At 62.5% G+C, this 15,740-nt stretch carries 14 protein-coding genes; 4 read left to right on the plus strand and 10 right to left on the minus strand.

Annotated features, from left to right (window positions below):
• Nucleotides 1-35 precede the first annotated feature (35 nt).
• The 4 genes from FIV39_RS08945 to FIV39_RS08960 form a co-directional block, all read right to left on the minus strand.
• Nucleotides 36-1,340, minus strand: a complete 1,305-nt coding sequence (locus FIV39_RS08945; RefSeq protein WP_090409903.1) for a protein kinase — start codon at nt 1,338-1,340, stop codon at nt 36-38.
• Between the two features lie 40 nt (nt 1,341-1,380).
• Nucleotides 1,381-2,475: a cell division protein ZapE gene (gene zapE / locus FIV39_RS08950; RefSeq protein WP_090402662.1), complete on the minus strand. Its 1,095-nt coding sequence runs from the start codon at nt 2,473-2,475 to the stop codon at nt 1,381-1,383.
• 62 nt (nt 2,476-2,537) lie between these two features.
• Entirely contained in the window at nt 2,538-3,275 is a 738-nt protein-coding gene (locus FIV39_RS08955; protein ID WP_090402664.1) for an anti-sigma factor family protein, read from the minus strand.
• On the minus strand, nt 3,272-3,778 hold the full coding sequence (locus FIV39_RS08960; RefSeq protein WP_090402666.1) for an RNA polymerase sigma factor: 507 nt from the start codon (nt 3,776-3,778) through the stop codon (nt 3,272-3,274). The genes FIV39_RS08955 and FIV39_RS08960 overlap by 4 nt, the downstream gene beginning before the upstream one ends.
• Before the next feature lie 169 nt (nt 3,779-3,947).
• Here FIV39_RS08960 and FIV39_RS08965 point away from each other — a divergent pair, with 169 nt between their 5' ends.
• Nucleotides 3,948-5,030, plus strand: coding sequence for a catalase family peroxidase (locus FIV39_RS08965; protein ID WP_090402668.1), 1,083 nt, complete (start codon nt 3,948-3,950; stop codon nt 5,028-5,030).
• Complete coding sequence (locus tag FIV39_RS08970; RefSeq protein ID WP_090402670.1) at nt 5,027-5,566, plus strand: cytochrome b; 540 nt, start codon at nt 5,027-5,029, stop codon at nt 5,564-5,566. Before FIV39_RS08965 ends, FIV39_RS08970 begins: the two co-directional genes overlap by 4 nt.
• A gap of 22 nt (nt 5,567-5,588) precedes the next feature.
• Here FIV39_RS08970 and FIV39_RS08975 read toward each other — a convergent pair whose 3' ends face one another.
• Together FIV39_RS08975 and FIV39_RS08980 are read right to left on the minus strand one after the other, a co-directional pair.
• Entirely contained in the window at nt 5,589-6,740 is a 1,152-nt protein-coding gene (locus tag FIV39_RS08975; RefSeq protein ID WP_090402672.1) for a M14 family metallopeptidase, read from the minus strand.
• A 465-nt stretch (nt 6,741-7,205) separates the two neighbouring features.
• A complete protein-coding gene (locus FIV39_RS08980) occupies nt 7,206-7,556 on the minus strand; it encodes a DUF6124 family protein (RefSeq protein ID WP_090402674.1) in 351 nt (116 codons plus the stop codon).
• 131 nt (nt 7,557-7,687) lie between these two features.
• On the opposite strand from FIV39_RS08980, the gene FIV39_RS08985 reads away from it, so the two are divergent.
• The gene (locus tag FIV39_RS08985; protein ID WP_090402676.1) at nt 7,688-8,323 is read left to right on the plus strand and encodes a LexA family protein; all 636 of its coding nucleotides are present in this window, start codon (nt 7,688-7,690) and stop codon (nt 8,321-8,323) included.
• Here the strand turns inward: FIV39_RS08985 and FIV39_RS08990 are convergent.
• From FIV39_RS08990 to FIV39_RS09005, 4 genes are all read right to left on the minus strand, one after another.
• Nucleotides 8,320-10,245, minus strand: a complete 1,926-nt coding sequence (locus FIV39_RS08990) for an acetyl/propionyl/methylcrotonyl-CoA carboxylase subunit alpha (protein WP_090402679.1) — start codon at nt 10,243-10,245, stop codon at nt 8,320-8,322. The two genes, FIV39_RS08985 and FIV39_RS08990, sit on opposite strands and share 4 nt — an antisense overlap.
• Nucleotides 10,242-11,048, minus strand: a complete 807-nt coding sequence (locus FIV39_RS08995; protein WP_090402682.1) for a gamma-carboxygeranoyl-CoA hydratase — start codon at nt 11,046-11,048, stop codon at nt 10,242-10,244. Before FIV39_RS08995 ends, FIV39_RS08990 begins: the two co-directional genes overlap by 4 nt.
• A 15-nt stretch (nt 11,049-11,063) precedes the next feature.
• Nucleotides 11,064-12,668 carry a carboxyl transferase domain-containing protein gene (locus FIV39_RS09000; RefSeq protein ID WP_090402684.1) on the minus strand — a complete coding sequence of 535 codons (1,605 nt, stop codon included), beginning with the start codon at nt 12,666-12,668 and terminating at the stop codon, nt 11,064-11,066.
• Between the two features lie 105 nt (nt 12,669-12,773).
• Nucleotides 12,774-13,937 (minus strand): isovaleryl-CoA dehydrogenase, encoded by a 1,164-nt coding sequence (locus FIV39_RS09005; protein WP_090402686.1) that lies wholly within the window; start codon nt 13,935-13,937, stop codon nt 12,774-12,776.
• A gap of 150 nt (nt 13,938-14,087) precedes the next feature.
• Here FIV39_RS09005 and FIV39_RS09010 point away from each other — a divergent pair, with 150 nt between their 5' ends.
• Nucleotides 14,088-15,722: an AMP-binding protein gene (locus tag FIV39_RS09010; protein WP_090402688.1), complete on the plus strand. Its 1,635-nt coding sequence runs from the start codon at nt 14,088-14,090 to the stop codon at nt 15,720-15,722.
• Nucleotides 15,723-15,740: the final 18 nt, after the last annotated feature.

The following is a 15,740-nucleotide window of genomic DNA, read 5'->3' on the forward strand; positions in this document are numbered from 1 at the left end:
GTGCGACGATTCGACTTGCCCCCTCCCACAGTTGTTTAGCGGTGTTGGATGGATTGCAGCAAGGCGTTGATTTCTTCGAAGCTCGGCCGTGCCAACACATCGGGCTGGCAGCAGCTTTTCTGCAACTCTACCAGCGCCTCGTCAAGCGACCCCGCCTCAACCCGCTCCAGCAATTCCCCCAGCAACACCCCGAACGCGCGCACTTCAATGCGTTGCAATGCCCGCGTTTCCAAGGTGTCTGCCTTGGCATGAAACGACGCCGCGCCAAAGTCTCCGAGCAAACACTCTCCCGCTTCATTCCACAGGATATTGTGGCCGTACAGGTCGCCATGGGTGATACCGTGCCGGTGCAAATGCGCGGCCACGGAGGCGATGCCTCGGGCCATGCGCAAAGCTACGTCGACGCTGAAGCGGGTGGCGGGGTCGTAGACGTCGCGGGTGCACGAGGCCAGGCTCGGCAGGGCGGCGAGGTTGCGGTAGCTCGGGTCGATCAGGTCCATGACCAACGCGGCCTGGTGCTCAGGGGCACCCACCACGCGGCCTTGCACCTTGATCAGGTTGGGGTGCAAGCCGGCGGCGATGCAGGCTTGCATTTCGTGCAGCGGCGAGCCGTCGCTGGTGATCGTGCCTTTGTACAGCTTGACGGCGACGGGCTTGGCCGTGGGGGTCCACAGGGCCTTGCGAATGACCCCCGAGGCACCTTCGCCCAGCACGTCGGCCAGTTCCAGTTCCGTCCAGGGAATATCCGGTGTCGCGTCGTCAGCCGCCATGTCCACGGCCATTTCCACCGGGTTGCCCGCATAGGCCAGCCACGTCAGGCTCGGCAGTGCCAACAGCCACTCGGGCAGGCGCGTGAGGCGGTTGGAGGCGATGCGGATCAGCTCCAGGTTGCTGCAGTTGGCTAGGCTCTCAGGCAACTGCGTCAGTTGGTTACCGGCGAGCATCAGTTTTTGCAGCAGCGGCCGCTCGCCCAACTCGCTGGGTAACTGGCTGATGCGGTTGTCGGTGAGGATCAGCCAGCGCAGCAACGGTGGCAGCGCGGCGGCGGGCACGTGGCTGATCTGGTTGGCCTTGAAGCCGATCATGCTCAATTTGGCGCACTGGCCGAGGCTCGCGGGCAGCTCGGTAAAGGCGTTGTCCGAGCAGAACAGCACGCGCAGGTGCGGCAGGCGGTGCAGGTCGTCGGGCAGGCGGCTCAGGGCGTTGCCGCTGAGGTTAAGGATTTCCAGGGAGTCGGCCAGCCCGAAGATTTCCTCCGGGAATTCGGTGAGCCCGCAGGACAGGTCCAGGCGCGTAATGCCGGCCAAGTGGCCGGCCTTGAGTTGGGCGAGGGTATTCATGAACGGCGCGGTCACTCGGCAAGGGGGGCGTAAATGGCGCTCATGATACCGGGTCGCGTACCGGTTGCGGGGTGGCCTGTTGCAATTGGTTCAGGCGGCTGGCGGTGCGCGCCAGGTCGATGGCCTGGCCGCTCATGGCCTGTGCCAGCGGTTGTTCGCCGATCAGGATCAGGTGCTTGTCCTTGTCGTAAAGCACGTCCACCAAGTTGATAAAACGCTGCTGCACGGCGATCGGGCACTCTGCCAGGTGGGGCAGGCCGTCGATGACCCAGTGATCGAATGCCTCGCACAGCAACAGGTAGTCCATCACCGCCGTCAGTTGTTCGCACAGGTCGTTGAAGGTGAATACGATGGTGCGGGCTTGATGCTGGCGACAGATCAACGTCCGGTTGCCCACCGTCAGCGTCTGCGTCGGGCCGCCGCTGGCAGGCAGGTCGAGCGCCGCACGCTGGGCCTGCGTGCCCGGCCACAGGTAATAGCCGGTGGTAAAGCGCTGTACGGCATGGGCCTGGGGCAGGCTGCGAAAGTCTTCGGGCGAACTGACTTCCAGCACGTCCATACGCGCGGCAATCAAGTCGATCACCGGCTTGAAACGCTCGTGGTACAGCGGGTTGGGCAGCAGCCCTTCGGGTGGATAGTTGGAGGTGACCAGCACCCACACGCCACGCTGGAACAGGGCCTTGAACAGCCGGGTAATCAGCATGGCATCGCCGATGTCGTGCACGTGGAACTCGTCGAAACACAACACGCGGCAGCCGTCGAGCAGCTCGTCCAGGGCGATGGCCAATGCATCGTCCGTCGCCTGGTGCGTGAACATACCGCGGTGCAGTTGGGCGAAAAACTCATGGAAATGCACGCGTTGCTTTTCGGCGATGGGCAGTGCCTGGAAGAAACCGTCCAGCAGCCAGCTTTTGCCGCGTCCCACCGGGCCGTGCAGGTACAGGCTGCGGGTGGGCTGGCCGGCGAGCAGGTACTGGGTCTGGCGCGCCATCGCGGCGATGGCCTGGGCTTGGCCACCACTGAGGGTGTAACCCAGTTGCCGGGCTTTGTCCTGAAAGAACGTCTGGATGGGCGTGTCGTCCAGTGTGTCGGTTTTTTTACCGAACAAACGACGGATAAGGGGGAGCACGGCCAATGCGAGTCACTCTGTAGTGCGGTGGTCGCTTACTTTAGGGCGCCGGTGGCGATTTGACCAATCTAGAACGGCGGTAGGGGTGGCGTCGGCTGGTCCGTCGGGCTGACCACCGCATAGTTGTAGCCGCCGCCGGACCAGTATTGCGCTTGCAACCCATCCGCCGTGCGCTCGCCACGCGGCAGGAAACCGTTGTCCGGGCCAGGTGGGCGGATGTAGAAGCTGATGCGCCGACCTTGTGCGTCCTGGTACAGCACCATGGCGGCGGCGCCTTGATCGGTGGTGAGCAGTCGCCCGCTGACGGGCGTGAAGCCTGCTTGGCTCAAGTCCGGCAGGCGATGGGCTTGATTGAAGTAGCGGTCGAGCCACGCCTGCATCGTGCCGCGGTCCTGGCCGTTGTAGTCGGCGGGCATGATGCCCTCCTGGGCAAACAGGCGGAACGCTTGCATCGCATCGGCCATCGGTAACAGCGGCGGTTGCGTGGCTTCACGGGCATGCCAACCGCCGAGGCCGCCGAGGCTGACGGCAATCAGCAACACCGCCGCCGTGGCAAAGTGGCGGCGCGATTGATGCTTGATGCGTTGGCGAATCAGCGCCGGGTCCAGCGCCGGGTTGGCCGGCTGTTGCAGGACGCCGCTCAATGACGCACGCAGCCATTGTGCGTCCTGCTGCCAGGCCTGCACTTGGGCCGCGAGCTCTGGGTGGGCGGCCAAATAGGTTTCGAGCACACGGCGATCACTGTCCAGGAGTTGGTGATCGACGTAGGCATGCAGGTCGCGTTCGCTGGGGGGCAGGCTGATCATTTGAGTATCCGCAGGGAAGGGCTGGCAATGTCGCCATCGCTGAGTTGACGCAGTGCTTGGCGCGCACGGGACAGGCGCGACATCACGGTGCCGATCGGCACCTCGAGTATTTGCGCGACTTCCTTGTAGCTCAAGCCCTCCACCGACACCCACAACAGCAGCGCGCGTTGTTCGGTGTTGAGTTGATCGAAGGCTTGCAGGGTCGCTTGGGCGATGACGGTGCGCTCCACCGACGGCTGCGCATCATCGCGGCCGGTAAAGAATTCCAGCATGCGTGCATAGCGCCGGGTGCGGCGGTGGGCATCGAGGAACTGCCGGTAGAGGATCGAGAACAGCCAGGCGCGCAGATCGCCTTCGATGCGTTTGTCGGCCCAACGGGTGATCGCCCGCTCCAGGGTCGTCTGCACCAGGTCGTCGGCACTGCTGGCGTTACGGGTCAGGGACACAGCGAAACGCCGCAGCCTGGGGATGAGTTCACGTAACGGTTCGTCGAGTTCATGCATGGGTGTCTGGCTGGTCACTTCGCTGGGACTAGAGAGACGTCCGGCGTGAACGGTTATTCCCGACCGTGGAAAATAAATCCAGGGCCTGGGAATAGAGCGGATCGGCGTTCGTCTTAATGCTCCGACCTTATGTTTACCCCCAAAGGCCTTCAGGCCCTGGAGTTTGTTCATGGTAGATCACTCATCACCGCCACGTCCCCCGTTAAGCACGGCGAGCCTGATCGCACGACTCGCGGGAATTGGTGCCGTGGTTGCGGTTATGGCCGGGGCATTTGCCTACGTCAATGGCAGCCTCGACCCACAACGCCTGCGCCCGAAAACCCTGGTCAATGCCCTGGAAACCAACAACGGCGTACACCCTGGATTCCGGCGTAACCACGCCAAGGGCGTGTGCGTGGCCGGGTACTTCGAAAGCAGTGCCGAGGCCCGTGCCTACTCCAGCGCCCAAGTGTTCAGTGAGGCCAGGACCCGGTTGATCGGCCGCTTCGCCTTGCCCAGCGGCAACCCCTATGCGCCGGACAGCAGTGTGCCGATCCGCAGCTTTGCCGTGCAGTTCAGCCTGGCCAACGGCCAGCAATGGCGTACCGGCATGAACAGCATGCCGGTGTTCCCGGTGGGCACGCCCGAGGCGTTCTACCAGATGCTCAAGGCCGGTGCGCCGGACCCGGCCACCGGCAAGCCGAACCCGGCGAATATGCCGGCGTTTTTTGCCGCACACCCTGAGGCGGCGCCATTCCTGGCGTGGGTCAAGACGGCCAAACCATCGGCCAGTTATGCGACCGAAACCTATAACGGCATTAACGCGTTTTACTTGGTGAGTGCCGAGGGCAAGCGCCAGGCCGTGCGCTGGGGCGTAGTGCCCGAGCGTCAGGATGCGGCGGGGGAGACCGCACCGGCCGGGGGCGATTTTCTTGAGAAAGACCTGGTGCAACGCCTGGCCTCAGGGCCTTTGCGTTGGCAGTTGAACATGACCCTGTCCAACCCCGGCGACCCGCTGGAGGACGCGAGCAAACCCTGGACCGGTGAGCACAAGGTGTTGAATGCCGGCACCCTGGTGCTGCAAAGCAGCCAACCCCAGGCCGACGGTGATTGTCGCGACATTAATTTCGATCCATTGATTTTGCCCAGCGGCATCGAAGCCTCCAATGACCCGCTGCTGGCTGCACGTTCGGCGGCGTATGCCAGTTCGTACCTGCGCCGTGCCGGTGAAGTCAGCCCCTTGCACAGTGCCCCTGCGGAGTCGAAGCCATGAACGCCCAACCCCGGTTTTTTGCGCCCCTGGCGCGCCTGCTGCACTGGTTGATGGCGCTGATGGTCATCGCCATGTTGTTTATCGGCGCAGGTCTGGCGGCGTCGGTGTCAGAGCGGCATGAGTGGTTGATCCACCTGCACAAGCCGCTGGGGATCGCGATCCTGGTGCTGGTGATCGTGCGTTTGGCGGTGCGCTTCTCCACCCGCCAGCCGCCGTTGCCGTCTGACTTGCCGCTGTGGCAAGTGCTGGCGGCCAAGGCGTCCCATCTGGTCTTGTATGGGTTGATGCTGGTGTTGCCGCTGCTGGGCTGGGCGATGATCTCGGCGGCGGGTGATCCGGTGATGCTCAGCAGTTCAGTGCAGTTGCCGGCACTGGTCGGGGCGAATGCGCCGTTGTTTGCGGTGCTGCGCAAGGCCCATGGGTATCTGGCCTACCTGCTGTTCCTGACGGTGCTGTTACACCTGGCGGCGGCGTTGTTCCATGGCTTGATTCGGCGCGATGGCGTGTTGCAGAGCATGACCGGCACCAAGGACTGACGACGGGGGGAGTGGGCAGGGGTTAGCGCAGTGCCGTGACGAGATCGGCCACGGTACTTAACACAGTCTTGCCCAGTTGCCTTGAGCGCTCACCTGACCAACCGGTCTTCGGGTTGGGGGCGTCATCGTTGTCCTTGAACGGCATTTCCAGGGTCAGGGACAGGCAGTCGTATTTCTCGCCAACGGCATTGCAGGCCAGGGTCATATTGGCTTCGCCCGGCAAGTCGCGGGTGTAGCCGTGAGTGGTTTGGAAGTCACGGGTCAGCGAACTCAAATGGCTGCGGAAGCGTTTTTCCAGCGCTTTGATACGCGGGGTGTAGCCGGGGTTGCCTTCGCAGGCAGCGGTGAACACGTAGGGGATTTCTTCGTCGCCGTGGATGTCGAGGAACAGATCGACACCGTACTGTTCCATTTGCTGTTGCACGAACAGCACTTCCGGGCTGATCTCCTGGCTGGCGCTTTGCCAGGCACGATTGAGGTCCTGGCCCATGGCGTTGGTGCGCAGGTGACCGTGGAAGGCGCCGTCGGGGTTCATGTTTGGCACCAGGTACAGGTCGGCAACGGCCAGGAGTTTTTTCATCTCGGCATCGCCATCCTGTTGCAGGCGTTCGATGATGCCCTCCATGAACCATTCGGCCATGTGCTCGCCGGGGTGCTGCTGGGCGATGATCCAGATATGGCGCCGGCCTTCGCCGCCTTTGCCACGCCGCAATAGTTGAATGTCGCGGCCCTCGACACTTTTGCCGGTGGCCAGCAGTTTGGTGCCGGCGTACTTCAGGGCCTGGTCAATCAGCCAGTCGTGGCGTTCGCGGCTGTAGGGCTCGAAGTAGGCCAGCCAGGCATGTTTCTCACGGGTTTCGAGGCTGATGTGCAGGATCTCGCCGTCAAAGCGCGTAGGGACTCGGAACCAGTTGACGTGATCATAAGACGCGACAGCGTTGTAGCCGCTCCAAGCGTGCCTATACGAAGAGCCACCGGCGTTGCTCAGGCGAAAATTATGGGTGTGGCCCACGTGCATGCCTTCGGCTTTGAAGTGAAACCATTGGTAATGGTGGCTGCGGGTATCGGGTTGGATGGCCAGCAACAACTGGTAGGCATCGCTGGCGTCGAGCACTTGGATATTGCCACTGTCGAAGTCGGTACTGATCTTGATGGAGGTCAAGGCCACGGTCATAGTCTGGTTGCCTGAATATGAGTGTTGTGGCGGCTATATTACACAGGAGTCTGGTAAAGCCTGGATGCAAAATTGTTGCAGGGAGGGGGGGCGTCGTCCATGACGCCGCCGCAGCTTAGAATCTATGAGATTGATTCTCAAGCGCTATTTCGCAGAGATGTGCGCCAGAGCGCTCGACCGGCTTTCTTTGGGCGATGGTCTTTTGCTACTATGCGCGCCATCAAGCAATACACAGTCTTCATTAGCCTGAAGCCATGCCAGGGAAACTGGCAAAAAAAAAGACCCGGCCAAAGAGCCGGGTCAAAAACCGTGATTAGCCTGATGAGGAGATATTCCAAGAGTCCGACCTAAGGTCCCTTGGTCTATCGACTGATCTCGCGATCAGCTGAGTCCAATAATAATCATTATCATTTGCAAGTCAAATGTTTTTATCCGTGGGATAGAAATATTTTTCCTTCGCGCCTGTTATCCGTTCGCCCGAACCTCCGGTGCCTGCAACGACTGCTCTACCATCGCCTTCGCCATATCAATCAAATACACCACCGAAAATGCCAGGTCGCGCTGACTGCCCTGATGGCTGCTCGCTGATTCGTAGGCCGTTGCGGCGGCACTGCGCAACAGGTCCGAGGCGTGCACCAGGGCTTCCTCCTGGCTGATGCCAGGCTTGATGGTGAACAAGCCCATATCCGGGATGGGTGCTGACATATTCTCTTTCAAGTAAAAGTCCAGCGCACGCTGGGCAGCACCGCTGCTGCGCAGGCCTAGCATGTCATCGCTTTGAGGGGGTTCAGGCAGGAGATACGGGCTCGTCGTCATAAGGGGCGGTACTCTGGGTGGGTGTCGAAAACCTTATGTTCGATGATAGTACGTATCGTATTTATGTCGTTTTATGGATTACTACAAACTGTTTATTGCCCTGGAAAATACCTGACGTATTGTCGGCCCCCATGGATAAATGGATAGCGTTGGTCAAGGCCAATATGAAAGACCGCAAGGTCACCCAGGGTGAGTTGGCTGAACGCTTGGGCATGTCCCAGGGCGGCGTCGGCCATTGGCTCAACAAGCGCCGCGTGCCGAGCCTGGCGGATATGAACCGGGTGCTGGCAGAGCTGGGGCTGGGCTACCTGGAAGTGGTGCAGGAGCTGCGTGAGAAGGCCGACGAGGTTCGTGGCCCGACAAAACAGTACACGTCGTATTTTCGCTACCCGGTCAGCGAGTGGAAAGGCCTGTGCGAAATCCGCGAAGAGCGCCCGGCCTATGGCGCTGCGCGCTTCGAACTGACGGACTACCACGCCCAGGGAGACGCCTTCTGGCTGCCGGTGACAGGTGACGCCATGACTGCGCTCAGCGGCCCGAGCATCGCTGCGGGGATGATGATCCTGGTGGATCCGGCCATCGCCGTCGAACCCGGCAAACTGGTAGTCGCCCAACGGGCCGACAGTCCCCAGGCGACCTTCCGCCAGTTGCTGGAGGAAAGCGGCCAGCTCTACCTGGTGCCGCTCAACCCCACCTACCCGAAACTGCTGTTCACCGTTGATTGTCGGATCCTCGGCGTCGTCGTGCAGGCTACGGCGAAGTTCTAGTCCGCCGTTTCGAGCTCCACCAGCGCGCACCCTTCGGCAACCATTTCGCCTTCCAGGCAGAACAGCGCCTTGACCACCCCGGCCTGTGGCGCGCGGATGCTGTGCTCCATCTTCATTGCTTCAAGCACCACCAGTTGCGCGCCGGCCTCGACCGTTTGGCCGACGTCCACCAGCACCCGCACGATGCTACCGTTCATCGGTGCCGTCAGGCCGCCCTGGTGAGACTGGTTGGCTTCGACGGCCGCAATTGGATCGAACAGGCAGACGCCATGCATCTCGCCGTCCCAACGCAGGAAAACCGTGTGCTCGTTGCGCACTGCCAGATGTGAACGACGGACGCCCTGATATTCGATCACTAACTGCTCGCCCTGCAGTTTCGCGGCGTCTGCGACCAGTGTCACCAGGCGGTCCTGGCCATTGCAGCTCAAATGCAGCGAGACCTCAGCGGGCAATCCAGCACGGAATCCACCGGTGTCCGCCCATGGCCCGTCACCCGCAGGCAAGCTCTGCATGAAGGCCGAACCGGCCGCCTGCCAGAACGCGTCGCTCAACGTTTCGGCCACCGGCAGCAGCTCGTCCTGATAGCGCGGAATGAACCCGGTGTCCAACTCAGCTGCGGCAAATGCCGGATGGCCAATGATGCGCCGCAGGAAGCCCAGGTTGGTCTTCAGCCCACCCACGGCAAACTCATCGAGCATGCTCAGCAACCGCAGGCGCGCCTGTTCACGGTCGTCGCCCCAGGCAATCAGCTTGCCGAGCATCGGGTCGTAGAACGGCGATACGGTGTCTCCTTGCTCAACGCCACTGTCCACGCGGCGCCCCGGGCCCGGCGCGGACTCGCGATACAACGCCAGGTGCCCGGTGGCGGGCAGGAAGTCGTTGGCGGGGTCTTCGGCGTACAAACGCACTTCAATTGCATGGCCGATCAGCGGCACCTGCTCCTGGGTGATCGGAAGCGCCTCGCCCTGGGCGACGCGAATCTGCCAGGCCACCAGGTCCAGGCCGGTAATCGCTTCGGTGACCGGGTGTTCAACCTGCAGCCGCGTGTTCATCTCCATAAAGAAAAACTCGCCGCGCGCATCCAGCAAGAACTCGACCGTGCCCGCACCCACATAACCAATAGCCTGGGCCGCACGCACCGCCGCTTCGCCCATGGCCTTGCGCTGTTCAACGCTCAGCCCCGGTGCCGGCGCTTCCTCGACGACCTTTTGGTGGCGACGTTGGATCGAGCAATCCCGCTCATTGAGGTACAGGCAATGCCCATGTTGATCGGCAAACACCTGAATCTCTACGTGGCGTGGCTTGAGCAGGTATTTCTCCACCAGCATCTGCCCGTTGCCGAAGGACGACAGCGCCTCACGCTGGGCGGAGGCCAGGGCTTCGGCGAGTTGGCTGACGTCCTCCACCACTTTCATACCCTTGCCGCCACCACCGGCGGTGGCCTTGAGCAGCACCGGATAGCCGATGCGCGCGCAGGCGGCGCGGAAGGTTTCCAGGTCCTGGTCTGTGCCGTGATAACCCGGCACCAGAGGCACGCCGGCGGTTTCCATCAGGGCCTTGGCGGCGGACTTACTGCCCATCGCGTCGATGGCCGAGGCGGGCGGCCCCAGGAAAATCAGGCCTGCCGCTTCAATCGCACGGGCAAACCCGGCGTTTTCCGACAGGAAACCGTAGCCTGGATGAATGGCCTGGGCGCCGCTGGCCTGGGCGGCGGCGATCAGTTTGTCGATTTGCAGGTAGCTCTCGGAGGCCTTGCTGCCCCCCAGGTCGACACGAATATCCGCCTCGCGGCTGTGTCGCGCATCACGGTCGACGGCGCTGTGTACCGCCACGGTGGTCAGGCCCATGGCCTTGGCGGTACGCATCACCCGGCAGGCAATCTCGCCGCGGTTGGCCACCAGTACGGTGGTCAATGTGCTCATGAACGTGGCTCCTGGGACTGCCAACTCGGTGGGCGTTTTTGCAGGAACGCGCGCAAACCTTCCTGGCCCTCGGCGCTGACACGGATGCGCGCAATGGCATTTTCGCAATAGCGGCGCAGGGCAGGGGTGAGCGTGCCGTTACCGACTTCGCGCAACAGGTCCTTGCTGGTGCGCATCGCCGCCGGGCTGTTTTGCAGCAGATTGGTGATCCACTGTTCCACCTGCTGGTCCAGTTCGCCAATCGGGTAGCTTTCCGCCAACAGGCCGATCTCCCGTGCACGCTGGCCGCCAAAACGCTCGGCGGTCAGGGCATAGCGCCGCGCCGCACGTTCGCCGATGGCCTGTACCACGAACGGGCTGATCACCGCCGGGGCCAGGCCGATGCGCACTTCCGACAGGCAGAACTGCGCATCATCGACGCCGATGGCCATGTCGCAGCAACTGATCAGGCCCAGCGCGCCACCGTAGGCAGCGCCTTGCACCACCGCCAGGGTCGGGATTTTCAGCTTGGCCAGGTTGTACATCAGCTCCGCCAGTTCGCGGGCGTCGTCCAGGTTGGTGTGGTAATCCAGCTCGGCCGACTGCTGCATCCAGGCCAGGTCGGCACCGGCGCTGAAATGCCTGCCGCGCCCACGCAGGACCAGGAAACGCAGGGACGCATCACTCTGCACATGGTCGAGGGCGATGATCAGTTCGCGGATCATCTCGGCGTTGAACGCGTTGTTCTTGGCTTCACGACTGAGCCACAGCGTGGCAAAGCCACGGCTGTCGGTGATCAGTTCGAGGGTGTTGAAATCGCTCATGGGGGACAGCTCCATTTACATGCGGAACACGCCGAAGCGGCTCGGCTCGATGGGGGCATTCAGCGCGGCGGACAAGGCCAGGGCCAGCACGTCGCGGGTCTGCAACGGGTCGATGACGCCGTCGTCCCACAGGCGTGCGCTGGAGTAATAAGGGTGACCCTGGGTTTCATACTGGTCGAGGATCGGTTGCTTGATCGCCGCTTCCTCTTGCGCGCTGAACCCGACGCCTGCGCGTTCGGCCTGCTCACGCTTGACCTGCACCAGCACGCCCGCCGCCTGTTCGGCGCCCATCACGCCAATCCGCGCGTTGGGCCACATCCACAAAAAGCGCGGGTCATAGGCGCGCCCGCACATGCCGTAATTGCCGGCGCCGAAGCTGCCGCCGATGATCACCGTGAATTTCGGCACTTTGGCGCACGCCACCGCCGTTACCAGCTTGGCGCCGTGCTTGGCGATGCCACCGGCTTCGTACTTCTGGCCGACCATAAACCCGGTGATGTTCTGCAGGAACAGCAGGGGTATCCCGCGTTGGCAGGCCAGTTCGATAAAGTGCGCGCCTTTTTGCGCGGCCTCGGCAAACAGAATCCCGTTGTTCGCCAGGATCGCAATCGGGTAGCCGTGCAGGTGCGCGAAGCCGCACACCAGGGTGGTGCCGAACAGCGCCTTGAACTCATCGAACACCGAGCCATCGACCAGCCGTGCGATGACTTCGCGCACATCGAAGGGCTGCTTGGCATCGGCCGGGATCACGCCATAAAGCTCTTCGCTGCTGTACAGCGGCGCCACTGGCGTGCGTTGCAGCAGTTGGCCCTGCTTGCGCCAGTTGAGGTTGGCCACGCTGCGTCGGGCCAGGGCCAGGGCGTGTTCGTCACTGTCGGCATAATGGTCGGCCACGCCGGAGATCTTGCAGTGCACATCGGCACCGCCGAGGTCTTCGGCGCTCACCACTTCACCGGTAGCCGCCTTGACCAGCGGCGGGCCGGCCAGGAAGATCGTCGCTTGGTTGCGCACCATGATCGCTTCGTCGGCCATGGCCGGCACGTAGGCGCCGCCAGCGGTGCACGAGCCCATCACCACGGCGATCTGCGGGATGCCCTGGGCGCTCATGTTGGCCTGGTTGAAGAAGATCCGCCCGAAGTGCTCGCGGTCCGGAAATACTTCGTCCTGGCGCGGCAGGTTGGCGCCGCCGGAATCCACCAGGTAGATGCACGGCAGGCGGTTTTGCTCGGCGATGGTCTGGGCGCGCAGGTGTTTTTTCACCGTGAGCGGGTAGTAGGAGCCGCCTTTCACCGTGGCGTCGTTGGCGACGATCATGCATTCCACGCCTTCCACGCGGCCGATCCCGGCAATCACCCCGGCGGCCGGCACGTCTTCGCCGTACACCTGATGGGCGGCCAGTTGGCTGAGTTCAAGGAACGGCGAGCCCGGGTCCAGCAGGCGGTTGATACGCTCACGGGGCAGCAATTTGCCGCGCGAGGTGTGGCGCTCCTGGGCCTTGGCGCCGCCGCCTTGCTGCACGTGGGCGAGCAGGGTGTGCAGGGCGTCGACCTGTTGGCGCATCGCCGCGCTGTTGGCGGAAAATTCCGCCGACCGTGGGTTGAGCTGGGTGTGTAGAAGCATGGGCTACTCCGTAGCAGCTTTGAGTTTCGAGCGACAAGCTACAAGTTAGAAGCAAGAGCACCGTCCTCTTGCCGCTTGAAGCTTGTCACTTGCCGCTGACGAAATTCATTTTGTCTCGTTAAAGAGTTCGCGACCGATCAGCATCCGCCGAATCTCACTGGTACCGGCGCCGATTTCATACAGCTTGGCGTCACGCAGCAGGCGCCCGGCGGGGAATTCATTGATATAGCCATTGCCGCCGAGAATCTGGATCGCGTCGAGGGCCATTTGCGTGGCGCGTTCGGCGCTGTAGAGGATCACCCCGGCCGCGTCCTTGCGCGTGGTCTCGCCACGCTCGCAGGCCTGGGCCACCGCGTAGAGGTAGGCGCGGCTGGCGTTGAGTTGGGTGTACATGTCGGCGACCTTGCCCTGGATCAGCTGGAATTCGCCGATGCTTTGGCCGAACTGCTTGCGGTCGTGGATGTACGGCACGATCAGGTCCATGCACGCCTGCATGATCCCGGTGGGGCCGCCGGACAGCACCACACGCTCGTAATCGAGGCCGCTCATCAGTACTTTCACACCGCCGTTGAGCACGCCGAGGATGTTTTCCTCCGGTACTTGCACGTCATCGAAGAACAGCTCGCAAGTGTTGGAGCCGCGCATGCCCAGCTTGTCGAACTTGTTGCTGCGGCTGAAGCCTTTCCAGTCGCGCTCGACGATAAATGCGGTGATGCCGTGGGCGCCTTTCTCAAGGTCGGTCTTGGCGTAGATCACATAGGTGCTGGCGTCGGGACCGTTGGTGATCCAGGTCTTGCTGCCGTTGAGCACGTAGTGGTCGCCGTGTTTGTCGGCGCGCAGTTTCATCGAGACCACATCGGAACCGGCGTTGGGTTCGCTCATGGCCAGGGCGCCGACGTGTTCGCCGCTGATCAGTTTGGGCAGGTACTTGAGCTTCTGCTCGTGGCTGCCGTTGCGGTTGATCTGGTTCACACACAGGTTGGAATGGGCGCCGTAGGACAGCGCCACCGAAGCCGAGCCACGGCTGATTTCTTCCATGCTCACCACGTGGGCCAGGTAACCGAGGCCGGCGCCGCCGTATTCTTCCGGCACGGTGATGCCCAGCAGGCCCATGTCCCCGAACTTGCGCCACAGGTCGGCGGGGAACAGGTTGTCGATGTCGATCTGTGCCGCGCGGGGCGCGATTTCCTTGGCCACGAAGGACTGCACCTGGTCGCGCAGCATGTCGATGGTTTCACCGAGGGCGAAGTTCAGGGACGGGTAACTCATGGACAGGCACCTTAATGTGGACTTTGTTGTTGTGTGGAAGGTGTGCCAGGGAGGGGCGCTCACCTTTACGTTAACGTAAGCTTGCGTTACGGCGCTGTCAATCGTAGTTTACGTATACGTCAACCTACAAAAAAGACAACAGGGGTCGTTATGGATCAACCGCATCCGAGCTACAGCCGTGGCTCCCAGGACAAGAGCTTGCTGGCCATGACCATTGGCCAGGCCTTCGATCACACCGTGGCGCAATACCCCGATGGCGAAGCCCTTGTGGTGCGCCATCAGCAACGTCGCTACACCTGGCGGCAGCTGGCCGAGGCCGTCGATGTGCACGCCCGTGCATTCATGGCGCTGGGCATGCAAACCGGTGATCGCCTGGGCATCTGGGCGCCCAATTGCGCCGAGTGGTGCATCAGCCAAATCGCCAGCGCCAAGATCGGCGTGATCCTGGTCAACATCAACCCGGCTTACCGCAGCAGTGAACTGGACTACGTGCTCAAGCAGTCCGGGTGCGAGTGGTTGGTGTGCGCCGGGGCGTTCAAGACCTCCGACTATCACACGATGCTGCAGGAGCTGCAGCCTGAGCTGCGCGGCATGATCAGCCTCGACCCCAACCCGCCCCCGGGATTCCTGCCCTGGTCGCAGCTGGCGGCCCTCGGTGCAGCCCTCCCACCCGAGCAGTTGCACAGCCGCCAGGCCAGCCTGCACTTCGACCAAGCCGTCAATATCCAGTACACCTCCGGCACCACCGGTTTCCCCAAGGGTGCCACCCTCAGTCACCACAACATCCTCAATAACGGCTACATGGTCGGCGAAAGCCTGGGCCTGACCGCGCAGGACCGCCTGGTGATCCCGGTGCCGCTGTACCATTGCTTCGCCATGGTGATGGGCAACCTGGGCTGCATCACCCACGGCACCACCATGATCTATCCGAATGACGGCTTCGACCCGCTGCTCACCCTCACCGCCGTCGCTGAAGAGCGCGCCACCGGCCTGTACGGCGTGCCCACCATGTTCATCGCCCTGCTCGATCACCCTCGCCGGGGTGAGTTCGAGCTGTCCACCCTGCGCACCGGCATCATGGCCGGCGCCACCTGCCCGATCGAAGTGATGCGCCGGGTCATTGGCGAATTGCACATGGGCGAGGTGCAGATTGCCTACGGCATGACCGAGACCAGCCCAGTGTCGTTGCAGACCGGCGCCAACGATGACCTGGAGCGCCGTGTGACCACCGTCGGCCGTACCCAGCCGCAGTTGGAAAACAAGATCATCGACGCCGACGGCAATACAGTTGTGCGCGGTGAGATCGGCGAGTTATGCACGCGTGGCTACAGCGTGATGCTCGGCTACTGGAACAACCCCGAAGGCACCCGCGAGGCCATCGACGACGCCGGCTGGATGCACACCGGTGACCTGGCCAGCATGGATGAGCACGGCTATGTGTGCATCGCCGGGCGCAACAAGGACATGATCATTCGCGGTGGCGAGAACGTGTACCCACGCGAGGTGGAAGAGTTTTTCTTCACCCACCCGGCGGTGGCTGACGTGCAGATCATCGGCATTCCCGATGAGCGCTATGGCGAAGAGATTGTCGCCTGGATCAAATTCCACCCCGGTCATGTCGCCACTGCGCTGGAGCTGCAAAGCTGGTGCAAGGGTCGCATCGCGCATTTCAAGACGCCCCGGTACTTCAAGTTTGTGGAGGAGTTCCCGATGACGGTGACCGGCAAGATCCAGAAGTTCTGCATGCGCGAGATCAGTATCGAAGAGCTGCACCACGCGAGCTGAAACGCGGTGCATGGCTAC

The sequence above is a fragment of the Pseudomonas grimontii genome (genome assembly GCF_007858185.1).
GTDB classification, from domain to species: Bacteria; Pseudomonadota; Gammaproteobacteria; order Pseudomonadales; family Pseudomonadaceae; genus Aquipseudomonas; species Aquipseudomonas grimontii.

Coding starts and splice junctions, on each gene's coding strand:
- FIV39_RS08965 (WP_090402668.1), top strand. CDS start 3,948: ATGGTAGATCACTCATCACCGCCACGTCCCCCGTTAAGCACGGCGAGC.
- FIV39_RS08990 (WP_090402679.1), bottom strand. CDS start 10,245: ATGAGCACATTGACCACCGTACTGGTGGCCAACCGCGGCGAGATTGCC.
- FIV39_RS08955 (WP_090402664.1), bottom strand. CDS start 3,275: ATGATCAGCCTGCCCCCCAGCGAACGCGACCTGCATGCCTACGTCGAT.
- FIV39_RS08975 (WP_090402672.1), bottom strand. CDS start 6,740: ATGACCGTGGCCTTGACCTCCATCAAGATCAGTACCGACTTCGACAGT.
- FIV39_RS08985 (WP_090402676.1), top strand. CDS start 7,688: ATGGATAAATGGATAGCGTTGGTCAAGGCCAATATGAAAGACCGCAAG.
- FIV39_RS08970 (WP_090402670.1), top strand. CDS start 5,027: ATGAACGCCCAACCCCGGTTTTTTGCGCCCCTGGCGCGCCTGCTGCAC.
- FIV39_RS09000 (WP_090402684.1), bottom strand. CDS start 12,668: ATGCTTCTACACACCCAGCTCAACCCACGGTCGGCGGAATTTTCCGCC.
- FIV39_RS08945 (WP_090409903.1), bottom strand. CDS start 1,340: ATGAATACCCTCGCCCAACTCAAGGCCGGCCACTTGGCCGGCATTACG.
- FIV39_RS08960 (WP_090402666.1), bottom strand. CDS start 3,778: ATGCATGAACTCGACGAACCGTTACGTGAACTCATCCCCAGGCTGCGG.
- FIV39_RS08995 (WP_090402682.1), bottom strand. CDS start 11,048: ATGAGCGATTTCAACACCCTCGAACTGATCACCGACAGCCGTGGCTTT.
- FIV39_RS09010 (WP_090402688.1), top strand. CDS start 14,088: ATGGATCAACCGCATCCGAGCTACAGCCGTGGCTCCCAGGACAAGAGC.
- FIV39_RS09005 (WP_090402686.1), bottom strand. CDS start 13,937: ATGAGTTACCCGTCCCTGAACTTCGCCCTCGGTGAAACCATCGACATG.
- FIV39_RS08980 (WP_090402674.1), bottom strand. CDS start 7,556: ATGACGACGAGCCCGTATCTCCTGCCTGAACCCCCTCAAAGCGATGAC.